This window comes from Colwellia sp. SU-HH00943, assembly GCF_057546125.1.
This window is the reverse complement of record NZ_BAAJLW010000002.1, coordinates 245,720-266,637: the sequence shown is the minus strand read 5'-3', so window position 1 is coordinate 266,637 and position 20,918 is coordinate 245,720. Positions and strand designations below refer to the sequence as shown.

The window sequence follows — 20,918 nt, the reverse complement described above, 5'->3', positions numbered from 1 at the left end:
TTATCGCTCACCAAATGCCGTTGAAACATTCGTAAAGACTGGTTTCCAAAGGTATTGGAATACTGTTTTATCACCTGTAACAATATCAGCTTCACCAGTCATGCCAGGAATCAAGTCAAAACGTCCGGGAGTGTCGCCAAAGTATGGTTTATCAATTGATACTTGTACTTTGTAAAAAACACCACCGCGTTCATCTGCATCCGTAGTAGGGGAAATTTTCTTAACAACACCATCTAAAGCACCATAACGACTGTAGTCAAAAGCATCTATTTTGACGCGTACTTTTTGACCGACATTAACAAAGCCTATGTCACGTGGGGATAATTTAGCTTCGATTAAGGCTGTTTCAGTGGTTGGAACTATTACCGCAACCGTTCCTCCTGGCGCTATAACACTACCTTCAGAGGTACTTGGTAAAGTTTGAATGATGCCATCTACGGGAGAAGTGATTGTGTTTTGTAGTACATCAGAATCCGATGATTTCAACCTTGCTTGTACGACTAACAGTTCAGCTTGTTTATCTGTAAGAACCTCTCTAACCTCTTTCATAATAGTTGCTTGTTTCTGTTTTAATTGCTTTTCAAGGTTAATCAATTCACTGGCTAAGACTTTTTCTTTACCTTGCATTACCGTTAATTCACGTTTATAAGTATCCAGTTTTTGCTGTGACTCAAGTAACTGTACTTTAGAAACTCCACCAGTTTTTGATAATTCGGTCATCATACCGACGGTTTTTTCAGATGCACTTATTTGATGTGATAGTGTCGGTATTTCATTCTCAAGCGCTTGATACTCTGCCTTGCTTTTTGAGAGTTCGGCATCAGAAAGCTCTTTAATAGCATCACGTTCACTTATCATGCCTAACAATGCCTGACGTTGTTGAACAACAAGGTTAGGATATTGGGCGGTATATTCTGAAAAGTCTGCCGTTCTATTTGCAATGAATGCTTCCATTCGCTCAATAGTTAACTTTAAGTTGGCTTGTTGGCCTAATAATTCTTCTTTTGCAGATTCACTATTTATCGCAACAAACTGTGCTAAAACATCTCCTTTTTGAACAACATCACCTTCTTCTACGGCAATAGATGAAATAGTGCCACCTAATTGGCTTTGTACCACTTGCTTATGACCTAAAGGCACGACTTGACCACGTGCTTTAGCTATTTCTTCTACCGAGGCAAATATCGACCACAGTACCAGTGAAGCAACTGCTATACTGATCGCTAGGGTAATATTCTTGATAATCTTTTTTTCTAAAGGTGCTTCAATTGCTTCTGAAAACTCATTTTCAGGCCAAACTCTATTAGCTAATTTACGCTCTTCCATTAACCTTTCTCCTCATTAACTGCCGGAGAAGGTTGCCCGGCAAATACTAAATTACCCTTGTCTAAAATAACTATTTTATCCGCATGCTCTATAAGCTCTTGATCATGAGATGTATACACCACCGTTGTATTTCCTTTCAATGATTTTAAGGTTTTCAAAAACGCTTGTTTTGCATAAGGGTTACGATTGGCAATAGGCTCATCTATAACCAAAAACTTTGACTGTTTTAGCAATGCTCGCGCTAATCCAATATGCCTAGCTTCTACTGCCGATACTGCATTTAGAGTGTGTCCAAATACAGGTTTATGTAAATTGTTATCAAATGCTTGATAAAGACTTATTGCGCCTGCCTGCTCAAGTGCCGTTAACAACTCTTTATCAGTAGCATTAGGATTACTTATACGTAGGTTTTCAGCCAAAGTACCAGAAATTAATTCACTATGTTGTGGGCTATATCCTAGAAATTGCCTAAGTAACTTGGGATCATACTGTTGGAGGTTTTTATTGTTTATGGTTATAAAACCGGCTTGAGGCTCTAAAATGCCGATAATAGTTTGTAATAGAGTAGTTTTTCCTGAGCCATTAGGACCAATAACTGCTACATGTTCACCAGCTTCGATATCAAAACTTATTCCTGATAGAGCAGGCTCTGCTTGTGCCGTAAACTTTATCGTAGCATGTTGTACTGAAATTGCCGGAGCGATAGCAGTATCAACAACATCAATTTGTTGGCTGTTTTCTTCTGTTTTCACCTGCATAAAGCGATCAAACTGCTCGACGGTTCCTTTTAATACTTTTATTTTATCTGAAGAGGTAAAAGCAAGTTGAGCTGGACCTGTTATACGCCAAATCAACATAACACAAGCAATCAAAGCCCCTGGAGTGAGAACTTGCTCTATAACTAGATATACACCAACAAATACAGTAACCAAAGCTGTATACAAGCCCATTGCATGCGCTACTGATGCTGTTAAGCCATTACGTTTGGCAAAATTAAAGTTCTGTCTAACATTTTCTCTGGCAAGACGTAGAAATTTCATTTTCCAGTTATCAACATTTCCACTCATTTTGATATGAAGAGCATTGCTCGCTAATTCATTTAATGCTTTTTGATATTGGCCGGAAATCGTAGGTTGCGCTTCTTTTGCATATTTTCTAATAACCTTAAGGACAAAGTAATAAACACCTAACATCACAATAGGTATCATTACAAGCCAACCGCTTAAGAAGGCAATAGTAATAATAGCTATGGCTGCAAACGGTAAATCAACTAACCCTGCACCAGCTGGGCCTGATAGCAGCGCCCTTACTTTTTCTGCATTGCGCATACGGGCTATATGGTTACTTATTCCTACTCGAGAAAGCACCATTAATGGTAAATTCAACAGTTTATAAAAAGTCAGTTCAGATAGCTCTCTAGAAAATCGGTTTGAGGCAATAGATAATACCTTCGCTCTAGCAAGTCGAGCACCAACAAAAATTGCGATAGCTAACACTGCACCAATTGCAATATTTGGCAAAGCAGCTGGGGCTTGTCCCCCAATAACCCTATCATAGACTGACATCGTGAACAGCGGTACAGCTAAGGCGGCTAAGTTTGCTAGTAAGCTCAATAAAAATACTGGCTTATACCACTTAATACGTTTACTTAACTGTTTAGCGAACTCTTTAGCCGAAGTTTGATGATTTGGAACACCTTCAATGAGCACTAAACGCCCATCATTAACCGGTATATCTGACAATGCTACTTTTTGCCAATTGCCCTCTTGTAACATTTCAAAGTGACTATTGACACGCTTATATATGTTAGAAGCAGATTCGTCGGGAATAACCACAAAAGGATAAATGCTATCAAGTAACATATCTCGATCAGATTTCAGTACTCTTATCGACAGACCATACTTCCTAAGCGCGTGTGTGAAAGTAGCAGTATCTAACTCATCAAAATATTGGTTTTTTTCTGCACTTTGCGCTTGAGCAAATAAACCAACTTCTTTTAGCAAAGCTATCAATATGAGCTTAAATTCGTTTGATTTCATGATTCTACCTCATCATATTTCAACGAGGCGTCAGTCGGTTCTATAGAAAAAACTACATCAGCTAACTCAGTTGCTTCTTTACTGTAGGTTGCACATACAACAGTCATACTTCCTTTTAACTCAGTTAATAAATCAATTAACTTATTTTGCGTATCAATATCTAAGGAAACAAAGGGCTCTTCTAGCAATAGAATTGACGGGCTTTGAACCATCACTCTGATTAAAGCGATTAACTTAATGGCTCCTTGGTTTAAATGATGATCGTTTTCACTTCCTACTTTTGTTTGATAACCATTACTTAAATTGCCAATAATCAAGCTTAAGCCTAGTTTATCAGCGAGTTCTATCGCATATGGCTCATATTGGGATTGAAAAAAGGTCATATTCTCCATCACAGTACCATCAAATAGTGCAGATTCAGTTGGTAAATATATAACGGACTGTCGAAACTCAATTAAACTGTGCTGCATAATTTCTATGCCATCAATTGAAATTTTGCCCTTACCAACAGAAAGGTAAGCACCGATAGCTTTCAAAACAACGTCAGCATGGGTAATTGGATTTGACTGAACTACAGCCAACTGACCGGGTTCTATAGAGCAAGAAAAATCAGCAATTTTTCCACTACTATGTAACGCTGTTACATTCTCTAGGTGAATCGGGCCTAGCGGTAATTTCTGGCCATATTCCTTCGATGCTAAGAACTTCTCGCTAGGTAAATCAAGTAGTTCATCTACTTGGTTCATTGCATTTTTAGCTGATATTAAACGTGATCTTAAGCTTATGATGGCACTTAAAGGTGCTACTGCACGGCCAGCAAGAATTGAACAAGCAGCGAGCCCACCCGTTGTTAGATCGCCAGCCAATACAGATAAACAGCCTAGTAATACAATAAGTAAGGTTGTACATTGCGAAGCTCCCTGTATAAAGTCTTGCAATTGCGACGACAACCAATCTATATTCTGTTGTAACTCAACCTTTTGGAAATTAGTCTGGCGATATTTATCTTGAAACATTGGTTCTAGTGCCAGCGCTTTAGTGTTTTCAATTCCTGTTAACGCTAGAAATAATAATCGTGTACGTTCCCCATCTGAAAGTGACAATTCAGAATTCAGCTTCGCCAATTTTTTGCCTATGGCAATAACAAACACAATAACAATCGCCCAAACAATTATTGGTATCAGAACTAAAGCTCCCCCTATATAAGCAACAAGTCCTAAAAATAAAAGAACAAAAGGAAAGTCCATTAACGCAACAGCAGTTTGACCAGAAAAAAGATCTCTCATTGCAGAGATATTGGTCAAACCATGCAAAATCTTACCCGTGCCTAATTTCTCAGCTTGATTGTGATCTGACGCTAATATAGAAGAAGCAACCATTGCTGTAGCCTTTAATTCGAAATTCGCCCCAGCAGAGGCAAGCATCCAGCTTCGCGTATAACGCAGGAGCATTTCAATAAATATAGCAATGGTTACTCCCATAACTAGAATATTTGCGGTTCCATGGCTTTGGTTAGGCAAAATTCTGTCGTATATTTGAAGCATTGTGAAAGGCAAAGCTAACGAAAGCAGATTGATAAATAAGGAAGACAACATTAATGTTGGCTGAAATTTGCTTTCCCTAATTAACTCGGTACTTTTATTCATGTATATTCCCATTTGTTATTGTTCTGTCCAATTAAAGGACCAGGAAACTAAGTACGTTTGATTAAAACATGACATGAGGTGTTTTTTTATAAATGATTTTTCTAAAAACTTACAATTGTTGCTACTTGTACTTTAATGCCAATATTCTAACAATTACAATACAATAGAAATAATGCGATTAATATAAAAAACAGTCCTTTATAACTATATAATGAGGTTGGCATAATCCTTCAATTAAAATCAATATCAATTCAAAATCATTAGTAATGCTAACATATTAATTTATCACTATTAAGTCTATAAAACGCAACATAATTTCTAACATCGTGAAGTATAGTCTACTCAAACTCGTATAGAGAAACACTATGTAAAAATTAGTTGAAAAATTGATGTCTATTAAGGAAGGTATTTAACAAGGATAGAGTTTAGATAGCTGAATTATTGCTCATTTTTTTAGGAAAAGCTTCTTGCTAGAGCATCCTCTAAAAAGTGAAAGGAAAGCAGATAGTTTATTGAGGTTAGACAATTCAAAAATTGCCGTAAATTTGTTCTAAAATTCCTGTGCTTGTCCGTATTCTAATACTATCAAATACAGCCAAACAGAATATGGCGGTGAGCGAGAGATTCGAACTCTCGTTAGGGATTAACCTAAACACACTTTCCAGGCGTGCGCCTTCAGCCACTCAGCCAGCTCACCAATAATTATTTAATATTTTTTAACGTGCTATCAACACGTTTTTTTGCAACAACAATCATTGGCTGATGCACACGCCATGCGTGGCAATTCAACATACCAGCCACTCAGCCAGCTCACCAGTTTATATTGTTATAAAAACTGCGCTATGGTAGAGAAAAAGTACATAAGGCGCAAGTGTAATTAGATAATAAATGAATAAAACCAAGCTTTTGCTTAAAATAAAATCGTTTAGGTTTTATTAAGCATTACCTTTAACTTTTAACTTATTTTCAGCGGCAAAGTTTAACATTCTGTGTAATGGAATAAGCGCTTTTTCTGCAAGAGCTTCATCAACAGTGATCTCTTTGCCAATAGGGCTTTCTAAGGCATCAGCAATCGATTTTAAGCCATTCATTGCCATCCAAGGACAGTTTGCACAACTACGACAAGTTGCACCATTACCACCAGTTGGCGCTGCAACAAAAGTTTTATTAGGGTTGGCTTGTTCCATCTTATAAAAAATGCCTTTATCGGTTGCAACAATAAAGTGTTGATTTGGCAATTCTTGGCTGGCTTTTATTAATTGGCTTGTTGAACCAACCGCATCGGCCATTTCCACAACATTTGCTGGTGATTCAGGATGGACAAGTACCGCGGCATCAGGGTACTGAATTTTTAAATCACTTAATGCTTTTGCTTTAAACTCATCGTGAACAATACACGCTCCTTGCCACATAAGCATTTCAGCGCCTGTTTCCTTTTCAATGTAAGAGCCTAAATGACGATCTGGCCCCCATAAAATAGGTTTGCCTTCGCTTTCTAACATTTCAACAATTTCTAGTGCGATACTAGAAGTCACTACCCAGTCAGCACGTGCTTTCACCGCTGCTGATGTATTTGCGTAAACCACAACTGTATGATCAGGGTGTTGATCACAAAAAGCTGAGAATTCTTCTATAGGACAACCTAAATCTAAAGAGCAAGTTGCTTCTAATTCAGGCATCAATACGGTTTTTTCAGGTGTTAATATCTTTGCAGTTTCACCCATAAATTTAACACCAGCTACAATTAAAGTGTCTGCTGGGTGCTGATTACCAAAACGCGCCATTTCTAATGAGTCGGCAACACAACCACCCGTTTCTTCAGCAAGCGCTTGAATTTCTGGATCTGTATAATAATGAGCAACAAGCACAGCATTTTTTTCAATTAATAGCGATTTTATCTTTTCAATATATTGTGCTTTTTCATCGGCGTTTAAAACAGCAGGTTTGGCTGGGTATTGAAAATCAAAATCCACAGCGGCATTAGATTGGCTCATTATCTATCTCAGTTTTCAGGGTAACTAAAGGTCTTAAAAAGGCGGAGATTATAAGGGAATTGGAAGAAAAAGTGTAGTATAGAGTTAGGCTAGTCATCGCTATGTGATAGCTTATAGAGTATTGGCGGTGATATTAATTAGTATTTTCAGGTAGCTGGAACAGTCGTTGGAAACTATCAGCCTCTAATAAGTTAATTCTTGAATTGAAAATTTTGACTAAATTGAATGAGTGGTCGGCCGTGAAGGATTTGAACCTTCGACAAATTGGTTAAAAGCCAACTGCTCTACCAACTGAGCTAACGGCCGACAATAAGGTTTTTATTGAGTATAACTCAAGCTACAGTATAGTAGCAGTACTAAGTAAGCTTTAAATAATTAGCTTAAAGCTTAAATAAGAAGTGGTCGGCCGTGAAGGATTTGAACCTTCGACAAATTGGTTAAAAGCCAACTGCTCTACCAACTGAGCTAACGGCCGACATATTGTATTATTAGATATGTATCTAATTTTTTCTAATGGCTTTCCTGCAATTGGGCTAATGCCCAGCGCTCCTAGCGCTTTTGAAAGTGGTCGGCCGTGAAGGATTTGAACCTTCGACAAATTGGTTAAAAGCCAACTGCTCTACCAACTGAGCTAACGGCCGACATAGTGCGATAAGGTTGGTGCCTCAACGCGCCGCATATGATACTGATAAAAAAATTTAGTGCAACAACAAATTTCGTTTTTTTAACGTTTATTTGTTGTTTGCTTAAAAACAAAGCAAAGCGCTAATTTTCTCAGCAATCAAAAAAGTAATTATTGAATTAAACTTTCTAAACGCGGTTTTGCCAACTGAGCTGATGTTGAATCAGGGTACTCACTTAATAACTGGCGAAATAAGGTGATCGCTTTCGTGTTATTTTGTTGCTTCTGCGCGACTATCCCAAGTTTCAATAGCGCGTCAGGACGTTTACCTGAATCTGGGTGTTGTTCAACAACTATGGCAAATTCCTTCTCAGACTCAACTAGCTCACCTTTATTAAATAATAGCTGACCTAACCAATAATGCGCATTAGGGGCATAAGAAGATTGTGGGTAAGCTTTATTAAAGGCATGAAAAGCAGGAATAGCTTCTTCGTAACGATTTTCTTTAAGCACCATATTTAGCGCTTTATCGTAGGTTTCATTTTCAGTTAAGTCATCACTGTAATTTTGTGATGCTGCACTTGCATCTACTGCAATAGCACTAGGTACTTGAGGCGTTGACTGAAGCGCTTCTCTAACACGTCTATCAAGCTCTTGATAAAGCTCTCGTTGACGCTCTAACACTTGAGAAAGTTGGTGAGTATGTAACTCAGTAACACCACGTAACTCATTCACTTGAACTTGCATATCATCAAGTTGACGTTGTACATTCACTTGTGCGCGATTTCGTGCATCAAGCTTTCGCTCTACGTTGGCTAATTGTTCGGCTAAAGAGCTTGTAGCTTGCGACGAAGCTTGATTTGAAGAACTAACATCTATAACTGGTGCTTGAGCTGCTAATGAAGTAGACACGCTAGCAGTAAGCATTGCAGTAAATAAAGCCGTTCGATTTGGAAAGGCTAGTTTCATTTATTGACCTATCTATTACTAAGAATTATGACTTAGTACTTTGCTACTTACTAATATTGACTATTAGTAAGTAGCTATTAATATTTGGCTTTTAACAGCCAGCTATTAGTATACGATTACTGCACGACGGTTTTTAGCGAACGCTTCTTCAGAGCGATCTTTAACCATTGGCTTTTCTTCGCCGTAACTTACAACAGATAACTGCTCAGCTGATACACCCATATTTGCTAAATAAGTTTCTACCGCTTTAGCACGACGTTCACCTAGCGCAATGTTGTATTCTGGAGTACCACGCTCATCGGCATGACCTTCAATAACTACTTTAACATTTGAGTTAGCCGTTAAGAACTTAGCATGCGCATCTAAAATACTTGCATATTCATCGCTAACATTCGATACATCAAAGTCGAAATAAACAATATGTTCCGCACGCAATTTTGCAAGCTCTTGACGCTTTTGTTCTTCGATTTCAGCAGCTTTCTTAGCAGCTTGAACTCTAACTGCCTCTTCTGCTTCTGCTTTTTGTTGAGCAGCAACCATTTCGGCATTGGTATCAACTGTCGTTTCATCACTGCCTTCATCATTTGAGCTACAAGCAGCTAAAGCTAATAATGGTAAAGCAATGACAGCGTTTTTTAGAGTTTTGTTTAAGCGCATATTATTTTTCCTTATTTGAAACAATAGTAATTTAAATATTTAAAATTTTGTTTAACTTAGATAAAAACCTAAGCCTTATAAAAACGGTGACCAAGCAGGTGATTTCACTTGACCATCCAGTGCTGGTAAACGCGCTTTAAAGCGCCCATCTACCGACACCAAGCCCAACACTTGCCTTTTATTATGCAAGGTTGAGTATATTATCATTCCGCCATTAGGTGAAACGCTAGGCGATTCATCTAAACGAGTTTCAGTTAACACTTGGAATAAGCCAGAATCTAATTCTTGTTTCGCTAGGCGATATTGACCACGTGTTCTGTTAACCATAATGAGTTGTTTACCGTCTGGTGTTATAGAGCCACCTAAATTCATTTCACCATCAAAGGTTAAGCGTCTAATTTTACCATCGACTAAATTTACGCGATATAGCTGCGGTTTACCACCCCGTTCTGAACTAAATACTAAAGAATTACCATCAGGTGACCAACTTGGCTCCGTATCGATGGATCTATTACGGGTAATTCGACGTAATTTTTTGTTTGCTAACGTCATTACGTATAAATCTGGATTGCCATCTTTTGATAATACCATCGCCATTTTTTTACCATCAGGTGAAAATCTCGGGGCACTATTTATACCTTTAAAGGAGCTTATTAATTGTCGCTGACCTGTGTAAATATTCATAGTATGAATTTGTGCTTGGCGGTTTTCAAACGAAACATAAGTCAATTGTTCACCATCTGGATGCCAAGACGGTGACATTAATGGCTCTTTAGAACTTAACAATACTTGCTCGTTAAAACCATCATAATCAGCAAAAGCTAATTGATAAGGAAACTTTCCTTGATCACGAACAATAACATAAGCAATTTGCGTTAAAAACGCACCTTTACTGCCCGTTAAAGCTTCATAGACCGCATTACTAATTGTGTGACCATAACGACGAAATTGGCTACTAGAAATTAGCGCACTACTTTGACTCAAAATATGATCTTGCGTTTGCACTAATTCGCCATTACTGAGCATAGAAGCTTGCCCACCTGTGATTTGGCCTCGAATGACGTCCACCAATTGATAACTCACTTGGTACTTACCTATGGTGCTTTCTTCAATTTTACCAACTAGTACAGCCTCTACACCTAGACTAGCCCACGCGGTATAATCAAGTACACTGGCCGTTGTTGGTATTTGTGGGAATTTATCTGCACTGATTGGGCTAAATTTACCACTTCGTAATAAATCATCACTGATAACTTTTGTAATCTTCTCTGGAGGCTCGCCAACGCCTTGCCATTGAAAAGGAACTATAGCAATGGGACGAGCACTATCTATGCCGCCAGTGATCACTATTTCTAGTGTCGCCATCGCAGAAGTGGAAAGTAAGGTTATAAAAAGGCCAAGGAGTAATTTAATTTTCATTGTTCACTTATTATGCTATTTGCTGTTATTAATAGATTCAGTTAAAACTCGGGTACAACTGATACGTCAATTTTGCTCATTAATTTAAACACTTCAGGATCTTTCGATACTGGTAAAGTGCCCGCTTTATAAATCGCTTGTTTAGCGGCATCACAAACGACTCGATCACCGGTACCATTAGTCACAAATTGTACATTGCCTGATGGTGCAAGACTTATGGTTAATTTACAAGACTTTCCTTCCATTGTACTGCGATCTTTTATCATTCTCTGATCGATCATATTTTTTATCAGAGCACCGTAACGCTGAACTTCAGACATCCGTTGTTGCTGCCTAGCTTTATTACGGGTTGCCATTTCTGCGGACATTTGCTCAGCTAAAAGTTTTTCACGAGCGGCTTTATCAGCAGCTTCTTTTGCTTTTCGCTGACGTTCTTCTGCTTGTTTTTTACGAATTTCATCGGCTTTTTTCGCAGCAGCTTCAGCTTTTAAACGTTTAGATCGTGCAAGTGCAGCAGCATCTTCCGCTTTTTGCTTCTCTTGCTCTTTTTGTTTTCTTATCGATTCTGCTTTTGCCGCTTTTGCAGCAGCATCTTTGGCTGCTTTATCTGCTTTCTTTTTCTCTTGCTCTTTCTGTTTACGTTGTTTTTCTAATTTCTTAATACGTGCTTCTTCTTGTGCTCGTCGTTTTTTGGCTTCATTAGCACGCTTTTCAATATCTCTAAGACGTCTTTTTTCTGCAGCAGCATCGTCTGCTTTTTGTTTTTTAATTTTATTAATAGCTTGTTGTAATTTCTCAGCATCAACAACAGTAGCTTCAATGGGTTTTACTTCAGCAATGGTGGGGCTTTGTTTCGGCTTTAAAGGATTACTAAAATCCCCCATAAACAATACCGCTAATAAGGCAGTATGTAGAATGATACTTAACCATGTCGCTTTAATGAGTGTGGCGCGTTCGTACTTCTGATTCACGTTAGTTCTCCAATGAATCAGTCATCAAGCCTACTGAAGGCACTCCAGCCACGGTTTGTAATAAAACCATCAACTGAATAACAGCATCATATGAAACGGCGCCGTCTCCATTAACTACAACGGGTGTATCTGGATTTATCATTAAATGCGCTTTCACTAACGTGGCAACTTCTTCAGCGGATAACGGCTCCTTATCGTTAGCGCCAAGTGTAATATAATACAAGCCTTGTGCATCCACTGAAGCAACCAATGGTGGCTTAGTATCTTTATCCATAGGCTCAGCGTCGGCTTTGGGTAAATCAACTTTTACACCTTGGGTAATTAAGGGGGCGGTAACCATGAATATAATCAGCAGTACCAGCATAACATCAATGTAAGGAACAACATTGATTTCAGCAACTTTTCTGCGTCTAACTCTTTGATACATAGATTTTGCTCTTAATTCTTCTTGCGATTATGCTTGCGGCTCAATAACAGACTGTCGTTGTAAAATACTTGAAAATTCTTCCATAAAGTTACCATAGCTATTTTCAAGCTTTTCAACTTTATGGCTAAAACGGTTAAAAGCCATAACGGCAGGAATTGCCGCAAATAAGCCCATTGCCGTTGCAATCAAAGCTTCTGCAATACCCGGCGCAACCATAGCTAGCGTTGCTTGTTGTACTGCACCTAAACCAATAAAAGAATTCATAATTCCCCAAACGGTACCAAATAATCCTATATAGGGACTAATAGAGCCAACCGTTGCCATGAAAGGTAAATGGGTTTCTAAACTGTCAACTTCACGAGATAATGCAACACGCATTGCACGGTGAGTACCATCTACTATGGTATGAGGATCATTAATTTTACTTTTGCGTAAACGCGCAAATTCTTTAAAACCTGCGACAAACAAACTTTCTATACCTTGAATTTGTGGCTTTACTGAAATTTCATTGTACAGTTTACTTAAATCCGCCCCGCTCCAAAATTTATCTTCAAAGTCTTTTAATTGAGTCTTTGCGAGGGTAAGCGCTTGACGACGCTGAAAGATCATAGCCCAGCAGGCAATAGAAAAAGCCAACAAGGTTAACATAACAAACTTAACCAATAAGCTGGCTTCTAATACAAGTTCAAAAATTGAAAATTCAGCAGACACGTTTTAACGCTCCTAATATCGATTCTGGAATAGCCACAGGCTTTGCTCTTTGTGAGTCTTGGTTTTGAAATTTCACACAAGCAACGTGGACTACCGCAGTACATATCACTTGTTGTGCTTGGTTGGTAATTTGTTGATGAAACACTAAACTAGCGCGTTTTAAAGTAGTAATTACCGAGCTTACCTCAAGTAGGTCATCTAACATAGCCGAAGCAAGATTATTCATCTCAACTTTTCTGACCACAAAACCTATATTTTGTTCTAAAAACTTTGTTTGATTGATACCAAGCTCTCTTAACCACTCAGTTCTAGCACGCTCAAAAAATTTTAGATAATTTGCATAGTAAACAATCCCACCTGCATCGGTATCTTCATAGTAAACTCGTACAGCATAGCGTTGGCTTGTTTTTGGCATTTACAGCAGGTTTTAATGGGTAAAATAAAAGATGAATCTATAGTAATAGATAACCTAGCTGACAAACAAGACGTTAAACATGAATAATTACACTTTAGTGCCAAAAAAAAGTTTTTTTACCATGAAACCAATTGAATTAACTTTTTGATCATTCATCGATAATTAAAGTGGCTCTTAGCAAGGAAGACAATACTTTGAATGTAAGTAATGGTTATCCTTCTTATCTAAATGAGTAATGTGGCTTATAAGCCTTTAAACTCGCGCGTGTGAAGCTTTTCAGGAAAGTGCTAACTTTCATGAAAAGCTCTGAATTGGCCAAATACTTACTTTATTTGAAATAAAAGCACTATTTTTTATAATTACTAATATAACTAATCATTAGGTAATATTTACCTCTTAAATAGTTATTCAAGAAATAGCAAGAAAGCTGCCTAAAATACGTTATAAAATGGATATGTATGCACAAGAACCCTTCATATTTATAACATTAGTTTTTCTAATGCGAAATGTTATTTTTTTTTGTTTGTCAAAAAAAGTAACAAACTCTACACTACCCTTGTTTTCTGGTTTAACTTCTTAAGTTAGCGCAATGATGAATTTACTTCCCCTGTAGAAACATCTTTTACTAGAAGGCTTTGATTAGATACTTTGTTATCTTTTCTCTCTGACATGTTTCTTGAAGTTGTCTATTTTACAGGCTTCCTTCTATCAACTTTATTTTTAAGTTGGCCCACAACCTTGGTTGTGGGCTTTTTTTATTCCAATTTTTAAAATAAACAAAACTGTTCTTTGCAAAACTTTATTTGCTTTTACGCTAGGCGATTTCCACTATATGCCTAACGAATCTTTTGCTATGGAGGCTAAATGTTGATCAACAGGTGGCGGAGAAGTATCAATACCTGCTTCAAGGTTTTCAACCACTGTTTTCAATACCTTAATACGCGCAAACCATTTATGATTACCCGCAATCACTGACCAAGGGTTATTTATTGTAGAGGTTTGAGCAAACATATCGTTAATCGCTTGCTGATAGTCTGACCACTTAGTGCGATTTCGAAAATCTTCTACGGTCAATTTCCAGCGTTTATTCGGGTTATTTAATCGTTCTTCAAAGCGCTTTAATTGCTCTTCTTCATTAATATGAAGAAAAACTTTAATGATGCGCACACCGTCATCAGACAATAATCTTTCAAACTCATTAATCTCTTGATAAGCTCGTTGCCACTGCATATCAGTGGCAAACTTTTCGACACGCTCAACCAACACCCTGCCATAGTATGAACGATCAAAAATAGCTAAAGTGCCCGCTGCAGGTAATTTCGTTTGAAAACGGTAAAGATAATGTTTTCCTTGCTCTTCAGCTGAGGGAGCTGCGATTGGATAAACAGTAAAGCCTCTGGGATCGAGTTTTTCAGTTAAGCGGCGAATTGAGCCACCTTTACCACCTGCATCCCAACCTTCAAAAACAATAATGGCGCGCTTACCTTGTCTAAAATAAGCCTGTTGAACCTGTAACATGCGCTTTTGCCATTTATGAAGCTTTTTTTCATAGTAAGCTTTATCAGGCATTGATTGTGTTAAATCAACCTGTGAAAGTGTTGGAGGATGTTGCTCTATGATTATCTCTGAAGGCTTATACATACATTTGATTCAAGTAAAAATAATTAATCTACTATATCTAATATAAAAAAATAATCACTGCTTTATTTAATTAGAAATATTCATAGGCTTAGCGATAAAACTCTATAATGTCATAAAGTTGCCAAGCGTAGTTACAATTGCCCTAAGACTTGAGCAGGTTCAATTTTAGTCGCTCGCCAAGCAGGATAAATGGTCGCAATTAACGACATAACTAAGGCAGTACCCACTGTGATATAAACATCCTGCATATGTAACTGGCTGGGGATATGATCAATGAAATAGACATCAGCAGATAATAGCTGCATAGAGAACAGTTGTTCAAAGAACATCACAATGCTAGCAAGGTTTAATGACAAATAAACGCCAAGAGCACTACCGACCAAGCAGCCTAAAACGCCATTAACTAAGCCTTGATAAATAAACGTAAGCATAATGACACTCGCAGGTGCGCCCATGGTTTTTAGAATGGCTATATCACCTTGTTTTTCATTGACGGCCATGATCAAGGTAGAAACAATATTAAAACTTGCCACTGCAATCACTAGTACAAGGACAATAAACATCACCATACGCACTAATTGAATATCATTAAATAAGTGCCCTTGTGTACGTGTCCAATCCATAATATAAACATAATGGTCAAAATTATAGGCGATAGCTCTAGCAATATTTGGCGAATCGAATACATCATTAAGCTTTAATCGAATGCCCTGCACTTCCTCTGCTTGGTAACCTTTAATGTCTGCTGCTTGATCTAAAGAAATATACGCTAAGGTTTCATCAATTGTGCCGCCAAATTTGAAGATACCCACAATAGTCATGTGACGTTTTATGGGTGCTGCAAAAAGTTGTTGGGAATTAGCTTTATCTAATGGCTGTGACGAAGAAGGCAATAATAATTGCACTTTATCACCTATATTAACTTGCAGTTTTTTTGCGACGCCCGCACCAATAATTATTCCAGATGATTGCTGCTCTTTATCAGCCAATGCTTGCCAGCTGCCTTCAACGACATATTGCTCAATATCTGACACGAGTGTTTCCATGTCGGGCTCAACACCTCTAACTTCCAGTGCTTTCAAATGAGTATCATGTTGCATCATACCAGTAAGTGAGATTACGGGCGCAGCGGCCACAACATGTTGATTAGCTTGTACTTGTTTAACACTGTTTGGCCAGTCTTTTATTGGTTTATTAACAGCCATCAATTCAGCGTGCGGTACTATAGATAGTAATCGCTGGGCTAATTCACGCTCAAAACCATTCATAGCACTTAAGGCAACAATCAACACTAAGGTACCTAACGCGATGCCTATTGTTGAAGAAGCAGAAATAAAGCTAGAAAAGCCGTGACCATGACGGCTACGGACATAACGTAAGGCTAAAAATACACTAAAAGGTTTAAACATTAGCGCTTTGCTCTTGGCTATCATTTGCTTCTAGTTGATAAGCTTGTGCGGGTATAAAAGGCGATAACTTACCGTGATCTAGCTTTAGCTGCCTATCCATACGCATGGCTAAAGCAATATCATGGGTTACGATGACAAAACTGGTTTGCACCTTCTCATTAAGCTCTCTGATCAGCTGATAGATTTGCTCTGCGGTATCACTATCTAAATTACCCGTTGGCTCATCCGCCAAAATTAACGCGGGTTTAGTCACTAATGCACGAGCAATGGCTGTGCGCTGACGCTCGCCTCCAGATAGCTCGCTGGGTCTGTGATGAGCACGATGAGCTAAACCGACCTGCGCTAATACTTCTGTTGCCGATTTCATAGCTTCTTTAGGGCTGTCACCTCTAATCATCAGTGGCATTGCGACATTTTCAAGGGCGGTAAATTCCATCATTAAATGATGAAATTGATAAATAAAACCAATATTTTTATTACGAAAAGCAGCTCTTTGCTTATCAGACAAGGTTAAAATATTCGTGCCATTAATATATACCTCGCCCGCTGTCGGCAAATCTAAAGCACCAGCAAGGTGTAAAAAAGTACTTTTACCACATCCTGAGCTACCCACAATGGCTAATAACTCACCTTTTTCTACCGTCAATTCAAGCTTATCTAAAACAGGGGTTTCAAGTTCACCTTGAAAATATGACTTTGATAATTGATCACAATGTAAAACTTTACTCATTACGTAACACCTCTGCCGGTTGAGTATTAGATGCCTGAAAAGCGGGATATAAAGTAGCAAGGAAGCTCATGACTAATGCTGAAATAGCAATCACAACAACATTCATTAAGTCTAACTGTATGGGTAACTCTTGCACCGCATAACCTGTACCGAAAATATTTACGCCCAACAGCGCTAAAACATCATTTAAATATTGGCTTAAAAGTATTCCTAAAATACTGCCTAAACTCACACCCCATAAACCATTCACCATGCCTTGAGTTATAAATATTTTTACCACTCCAACTTTAGACAAACCTAAAGTTTGTAAAATACCTATTTCACCTTGCTTTTCAATAACCACCATCACTAGCGCTGAAACAATATTAAAAGCCGCAACGGCAACAATTAAACTTAACATCAGCCACATCATTTTTTTCTCCATTCTCACTGCGGAAAAAAGCGCCCCTTGGCTGTCATTCCATGTTGTAACATCTAACATTTTAGTATTTTGTGTTAGCAATTCATTATTATTTTTCAAAGCCTTAACTACTTTATCAGCGTTGAATGCATCGTCTAAATACAAACGTAATTTCTCAATACCATCACCTTTTCGACGTAATAATTTTGCACCATAATGACTGTGCACATAAACCATAGCATCGTCCACTTGCGAGCCAACATCAAAAATTCCCGTAACGGTAAAAGCACGTTGAACTGGTATGCGCCCCATTGGTGTAAAAATAGTTTTATTGGGTAAAACAAGTCGAACAGTATCTTGTAAAGATACGCCTAATTTATTCGCCAATGAACGCCCTAATACAATATTATACGCCTGCTCAGATAAGCTAGATAATGAGCCAGCGGCCATATGTTCACTGATAAGGTTACCCTGCTCATACTCGGGGATAATTCCTTGAAGCACTACGCCTTGTAAGTTGTCTGGGGACTGAATTAAAGCTTCACTACTTAAAAAAGGAGTAACTTTATTTATGTGCGGTTGTTGAAGTAATGTCTCTCTCAAAGCTTGCCATTGTGCTAGTTTACCTGGCTCATTAGTATTAGCGTTTGCTATCACAACATGAGGGACAATACCTAAAATGCGCTTTTTCAATTCGCCTTCAAAGCCATTCATGACCGAAACAACCGTAATCAACGAGGCAACACCAAGTAGAATGCCTACAGTAGAGAAAAAGGTAATAAAAGAGATAAAGCCAGTGCTTTTTTTACTTCGGCTATAACGTAAACCAATGAAGAGGCTAACAGGTTGAAACATTTAATTATTGTTACTAAATAGTTGAATGGTTAATCTGTGCGTTAGCATAACACAATCAATAACTTTGTCTGAATTAAAGATACTTAAAAGCTAAGATATCTGCTATAAGTTTGTTATTACACGAATTTTATCAAATTCATTTACGAGTTAAGTAGAAGAGAACAAAATGAATAATGAAACAACCACAAAGCTTGCCAAATATCATGAATTTTTCTCAATCACGCATGAATTTAGCATCAATATATTACCCCTTGATGAGAAAAAAGTAACAAGCTACGAGCAATTTATCGCAAACATGCCTGCACCGTTTAAAATGGCCAGCGAAATAACCACGATAGATCAAAGTGCACTGCGCCCGTTACAAGGATTATCAGGGGTTGCCAGCCAGCTGGTTGACTTTTTAAACCACCAAAGTGAAAAAATCAATTTGCTGATGGGCTATATTCTCAGTCAACAAGATGAAGAGCAACATCGATATCAAGGTGTTGAATTTGGCGGCGGCGGTTTATTATTCAGTGCAAAAACGCCTTTTACAGTTGGTCAAATTGTGGAAATGAAAATATTTCTTCTAGCCAATAATTGCGCTGTGTTTTGCTATGGTGAAATTATCGAGATTGAAGAAAGCCCAGACGGCTATCACCATAAGGCTATTTTTCACTTTATACGTGAAGATGACAGAGAAGTACTTGTGCGCACAAGCTTACATGAGCAATCTAAACAGCTACAACAACTGGCTAAGCAAAGAGACTTAGACGCAAAAGAGTAAAGTGTAGTGGTTATTTAAAAGTGTCTGCTAACTCAGTTAAGTGTTTTGACTGCTCATTTAGCATCGCAATGTTTTTCGATAAGATATCAGAATCTTCAAGCTCTTGCGCCAAATCAGCTACTCGCTGCACATTTTGATTAACTTCTTCAGCTACAACACTTTGCTGCTCAGCAGCCGTTGAAACCTGCGTGGTGATATCGCTAATCGCTAACATTTGTTGATGTATATTTTCTGTTGAATGCTGAACCTTTTCACCAGAGTCAACACAGGCCGTACTGATGTCGATATTTTCAGACATTAACTTTGAAACATTGGCAAGCATTGAAGTGACTTGATGCACAGAGTCATTAATTCCTTCAGAAACACTGTGAGTTCTGCCACTTAACGAACGAACTTCGTCAGCAACAACCGCAAAACCTCGCCCTTGCTCTCCTGCCCTTGCCGCTTCAATAGCAGCATTTAAAGCCAATAAATTGGTTTGATCTGCAATTCCTTGAATTTCAGCCATTTGATCATTAATGGAGGTAACAATATTAACTAATTCATTAGACGTTGTATTTGCGATAGCAACTTTATCTTTTAAAGTCATATTACTTGTCATTGAATCCGCCATTAAACTTTCTGTTTGCTCACATTCGTGACTAACGTTACCTACCCGCTCAGACGTAGACACTACATTTTTACTTACTTCGGCAATTGTCGTTGACATCTGATTCATCGATGCGGCAATTTGGGTTGTTTCATTATTTTGTCGCTGAATTTTATCATTAATAATTGAAACTGCATGGTTTAAGTCAGCCACTACATTACCGATGACTTTTAATGAATCATTAGTGCGTCCTAAAATAGTTCTGATTCTAGCTTTATATAGACTTTGTCTGAATTCTAGAATAGACGTTGCTCCACCATCGGTATAAACCGCACGACATACACTGGTATATTTTGCTTTTTCCTGGGCAATATAACGCGGAATAGTCACTATCTCATCAAAGAAAGAAAAGAATAATATAACCAGCATAATTAACGTAATCGCGGCAGCGAGTAACCCTGAGAAATAAAAAGCACTGCCAACAATAGTAATGGTTGAAATCAGTGACACAACCCGTTTAATTAAGGCAATTCGCTGCTCTGACATACCTAGCTGATCGTTATTAATGGCTTGATAAACGGCTGCTGCTTTTTGTTTTTGAGCATCAGTCGCTTTAACGCGCACCGATTGATATCCAGTTAATATACCTTTCTCATACATAGGGGTTACATAGGCGTTTACCCAATAGTAACGACCATCTTTGCAAAGGTTTTTAACTATGCCCTGCCAGTGGTTGCCCGCTTCTAACTCTACCCATAAGTCCTTAAAGGCTGCTTTGGGCATGTCAGGATGGCGGACAATATTATGATTTTTTCCTAATAATTCTTCTTGACTATAACCCGCTACTTTACAAAAAATATCATTTGCGTAAGTAATTACACCTCGCTTATCAGTAAGAGAGACTAGTTGTTCAGTTTCATCAAAAAGAACTTCTTCATCAATAATTGTTTGTCCACGCCTAGCCATAACATGAATAGTCCATATAAAATAAGATGCTATTAAGTCTAGACCAAGTTAAATTTTTTGCTATAACAGTAAAACAAGGTTAAGTGACAGAAACTAAAGATAAATATGGCATTATTTCTTCATCAAAGTTTGCTAAGCTAAGTGCGCTTCAAACAAACATTTTTAATTGATTTAAAACGTTAAACACAACGAACGAGGGTTTCCATGCTAATAGTGATCACACTACTCGCGTTAGGCATTATTGTAGGCGGCGTTTTATTATTGAAGCAGTCAGCAAAAAAATTTAATTTAACTCCTGAGCAGCTCGAAAAAATTAAACAGCGTAATGAGCAACTTGATAAAGAAGACCTTGATAAATAAGATATA

Annotated in this window: 18 protein-coding genes and 4 tRNA genes; 2 read left to right on the top strand and 20 right to left on the bottom strand. The window is 38.0% G+C overall.

Annotated features, from left to right (window positions below):
- The 19 genes from AC27GZ_RS06470 to AC27GZ_RS06380 form a co-directional block, all read right to left on the bottom strand.
- Positions 1–1,326: an HlyD family type I secretion periplasmic adaptor subunit gene (locus AC27GZ_RS06470; protein ID WP_487094084.1), complete on the bottom strand. Its 1,326-nt coding sequence runs from the start codon at positions 1,324–1,326 to the stop codon at positions 1–3.
- The gene (locus tag AC27GZ_RS06465; protein ID WP_487094083.1) at positions 1,326–3,365 is read right to left on the bottom strand and encodes a peptidase domain-containing ABC transporter; all 2,040 of its coding nucleotides are present in this window, start codon (positions 3,363–3,365) and stop codon (positions 1,326–1,328) included. The genes AC27GZ_RS06470 and AC27GZ_RS06465 overlap by 1 nt, the downstream gene beginning before the upstream one ends.
- Positions 3,362–5,011: an ABC transporter transmembrane domain-containing protein gene (locus tag AC27GZ_RS06460; protein WP_487094082.1), complete on the bottom strand. Its 1,650-nt coding sequence runs from the start codon at positions 5,009–5,011 to the stop codon at positions 3,362–3,364. The genes AC27GZ_RS06465 and AC27GZ_RS06460 overlap by 4 nt, the downstream gene beginning before the upstream one ends.
- Positions 5,012–5,618: 607 nt before the next feature.
- Positions 5,619–5,708, bottom strand: a tRNA-Ser gene (locus tag AC27GZ_RS06455).
- A gap of 238 nt (positions 5,709–5,946) precedes the next feature.
- Complete coding sequence (gene nadA / locus AC27GZ_RS06450; protein ID WP_487094081.1) at positions 5,947–7,005, bottom strand: quinolinate synthase NadA; 1,059 nt, start codon at positions 7,003–7,005, stop codon at positions 5,947–5,949.
- A 230-nt stretch (positions 7,006–7,235) separates the two neighbouring features.
- Positions 7,236–7,311: transfer RNA gene (locus tag AC27GZ_RS06445), tRNA-Lys, on the bottom strand.
- 93 nt (positions 7,312–7,404) lie between these two features.
- A tRNA-Lys gene (locus AC27GZ_RS06440) sits at positions 7,405–7,480 on the bottom strand.
- Positions 7,481–7,570: 90 nt separating this feature from the next.
- A tRNA-Lys gene (locus tag AC27GZ_RS06435) sits at positions 7,571–7,646 on the bottom strand.
- Between the two features lie 152 nt (positions 7,647–7,798).
- Complete coding sequence (ybgF, locus tag AC27GZ_RS06430) at positions 7,799–8,596, bottom strand: tol-pal system protein YbgF (protein WP_487094080.1); 798 nt, start codon at positions 8,594–8,596, stop codon at positions 7,799–7,801.
- Between the two features lie 105 nt (positions 8,597–8,701).
- Positions 8,702–9,253: a peptidoglycan-associated lipoprotein Pal gene (gene pal / locus AC27GZ_RS06425; RefSeq protein WP_487094079.1), complete on the bottom strand. Its 552-nt coding sequence runs from the start codon at positions 9,251–9,253 to the stop codon at positions 8,702–8,704.
- Positions 9,254–9,328: 75 nt separating this feature from the next.
- Entirely contained in the window at positions 9,329–10,672 is a 1,344-nt protein-coding gene (gene tolB / locus AC27GZ_RS06420; RefSeq protein ID WP_487094078.1) for a Tol-Pal system beta propeller repeat protein TolB, read from the bottom strand.
- 41 nt (positions 10,673–10,713) lie between these two features.
- A complete protein-coding gene (gene tolA / locus AC27GZ_RS06415; RefSeq protein WP_487094077.1) occupies positions 10,714–11,643 on the bottom strand; it encodes a cell envelope integrity protein TolA in 930 nt (309 codons plus the stop codon).
- Between the two features lies 1 nt (position 11,644).
- A complete protein-coding gene (tolR, locus tag AC27GZ_RS06410; RefSeq protein WP_487094076.1) occupies positions 11,645–12,070 on the bottom strand; it encodes a protein TolR in 426 nt (141 codons plus the stop codon).
- A 27-nt stretch (positions 12,071–12,097) separates the two neighbouring features.
- Positions 12,098–12,781 carry a protein TolQ gene (gene tolQ / locus AC27GZ_RS06405; RefSeq protein ID WP_487094075.1) on the bottom strand — a complete coding sequence of 228 codons (684 nt, stop codon included), beginning with the start codon at positions 12,779–12,781 and terminating at the stop codon, positions 12,098–12,100.
- Complete coding sequence (ybgC, locus tag AC27GZ_RS06400; RefSeq protein ID WP_487094074.1) at positions 12,771–13,196, bottom strand: tol-pal system-associated acyl-CoA thioesterase; 426 nt, start codon at positions 13,194–13,196, stop codon at positions 12,771–12,773. The genes tolQ and ybgC overlap by 11 nt, the downstream gene beginning before the upstream one ends.
- Before the next feature lie 828 nt (positions 13,197–14,024).
- A complete protein-coding gene (locus AC27GZ_RS06395; RefSeq protein ID WP_487094073.1) occupies positions 14,025–14,837 on the bottom strand; it encodes a polyphosphate kinase 2 family protein in 813 nt (270 codons plus the stop codon).
- Between the two features lie 131 nt (positions 14,838–14,968).
- The gene (gene lolE / locus AC27GZ_RS06390) at positions 14,969–16,246 is read right to left on the bottom strand and encodes a lipoprotein-releasing ABC transporter permease subunit LolE (RefSeq protein ID WP_487094072.1); all 1,278 of its coding nucleotides are present in this window, start codon (positions 16,244–16,246) and stop codon (positions 14,969–14,971) included.
- Positions 16,239–16,976, bottom strand: coding sequence for a lipoprotein-releasing ABC transporter ATP-binding protein LolD (gene lolD / locus AC27GZ_RS06385; RefSeq protein WP_487094071.1), 738 nt, complete (start codon positions 16,974–16,976; stop codon positions 16,239–16,241). Before lolD ends, lolE begins: the two co-directional genes overlap by 8 nt.
- The gene (locus AC27GZ_RS06380; RefSeq protein ID WP_487094070.1) at positions 16,969–18,231 is read right to left on the bottom strand and encodes a lipoprotein-releasing ABC transporter permease subunit; all 1,263 of its coding nucleotides are present in this window, start codon (positions 18,229–18,231) and stop codon (positions 16,969–16,971) included. Before AC27GZ_RS06380 ends, lolD begins: the two co-directional genes overlap by 8 nt.
- Before the next feature lie 166 nt (positions 18,232–18,397).
- On the opposite strand from AC27GZ_RS06380, the gene AC27GZ_RS06375 reads away from it, so the two are divergent.
- Entirely contained in the window at positions 18,398–18,997 is a 600-nt protein-coding gene (locus AC27GZ_RS06375; protein ID WP_487094069.1) for a PilZ domain-containing protein, read from the top strand.
- Positions 18,998–19,007: 10 nt separating this feature from the next.
- On the opposite strand, the gene AC27GZ_RS06370 is transcribed toward AC27GZ_RS06375, so the two are convergent.
- Positions 19,008–20,552: a methyl-accepting chemotaxis protein gene (locus AC27GZ_RS06370; protein ID WP_487094068.1), complete on the bottom strand. Its 1,545-nt coding sequence runs from the start codon at positions 20,550–20,552 to the stop codon at positions 19,008–19,010.
- A 204-nt stretch (positions 20,553–20,756) separates the two neighbouring features.
- Between AC27GZ_RS06370 and AC27GZ_RS06365 the strand changes: the two genes are divergently transcribed.
- Positions 20,757–20,912 (top strand): DUF2897 family protein, encoded by a 156-nt coding sequence (locus tag AC27GZ_RS06365; protein ID WP_487094067.1) that lies wholly within the window; start codon positions 20,757–20,759, stop codon positions 20,910–20,912.
- The last annotated feature ends 6 nt before the right edge of the window (positions 20,913–20,918 follow it).

Coding starts and splice junctions, on each gene's coding strand:
- AC27GZ_RS06395 (WP_487094073.1), bottom strand. CDS start 14,837: ATGTATAAGCCTTCAGAGATAATCATAGAGCAACATCCTCCAACACTT.
- AC27GZ_RS06365 (WP_487094067.1), top strand. CDS start 20,757: ATGCTAATAGTGATCACACTACTCGCGTTAGGCATTATTGTAGGCGGC.
- tolB (WP_487094078.1), bottom strand. CDS start 10,672: ATGAAAATTAAATTACTCCTTGGCCTTTTTATAACCTTACTTTCCACT.
- AC27GZ_RS06460 (WP_487094082.1), bottom strand. CDS start 5,011: ATGAATAAAAGTACCGAGTTAATTAGGGAAAGCAAATTTCAGCCAACA.
- lolD (WP_487094071.1), bottom strand. CDS start 16,976: ATGAGTAAAGTTTTACATTGTGATCAATTATCAAAGTCATATTTTCAA.
- AC27GZ_RS06375 (WP_487094069.1), top strand. CDS start 18,398: ATGAATAATGAAACAACCACAAAGCTTGCCAAATATCATGAATTTTTC.
- AC27GZ_RS06370 (WP_487094068.1), bottom strand. CDS start 20,552: ATGGCTAGGCGTGGACAAACAATTATTGATGAAGAAGTTCTTTTTGAT.
- nadA (WP_487094081.1), bottom strand. CDS start 7,005: ATGAGCCAATCTAATGCCGCTGTGGATTTTGATTTTCAATACCCAGCC.
- pal (WP_487094079.1), bottom strand. CDS start 9,253: ATGCGCTTAAACAAAACTCTAAAAAACGCTGTCATTGCTTTACCATTA.
- AC27GZ_RS06470 (WP_487094084.1), bottom strand. CDS start 1,326: ATGGAAGAGCGTAAATTAGCTAATAGAGTTTGGCCTGAAAATGAGTTT.
- ybgF (WP_487094080.1), bottom strand. CDS start 8,596: ATGAAACTAGCCTTTCCAAATCGAACGGCTTTATTTACTGCAATGCTT.
- ybgC (WP_487094074.1), bottom strand. CDS start 13,196: ATGCCAAAAACAAGCCAACGCTATGCTGTACGAGTTTACTATGAAGAT.
- AC27GZ_RS06465 (WP_487094083.1), bottom strand. CDS start 3,365: ATGAAATCAAACGAATTTAAGCTCATATTGATAGCTTTGCTAAAAGAA.
- tolR (WP_487094076.1), bottom strand. CDS start 12,070: ATGTATCAAAGAGTTAGACGCAGAAAAGTTGCTGAAATCAATGTTGTT.
- AC27GZ_RS06380 (WP_487094070.1), bottom strand. CDS start 18,231: ATGTTTCAACCTGTTAGCCTCTTCATTGGTTTACGTTATAGCCGAAGT.
- lolE (WP_487094072.1), bottom strand. CDS start 16,246: ATGTTTAAACCTTTTAGTGTATTTTTAGCCTTACGTTATGTCCGTAGC.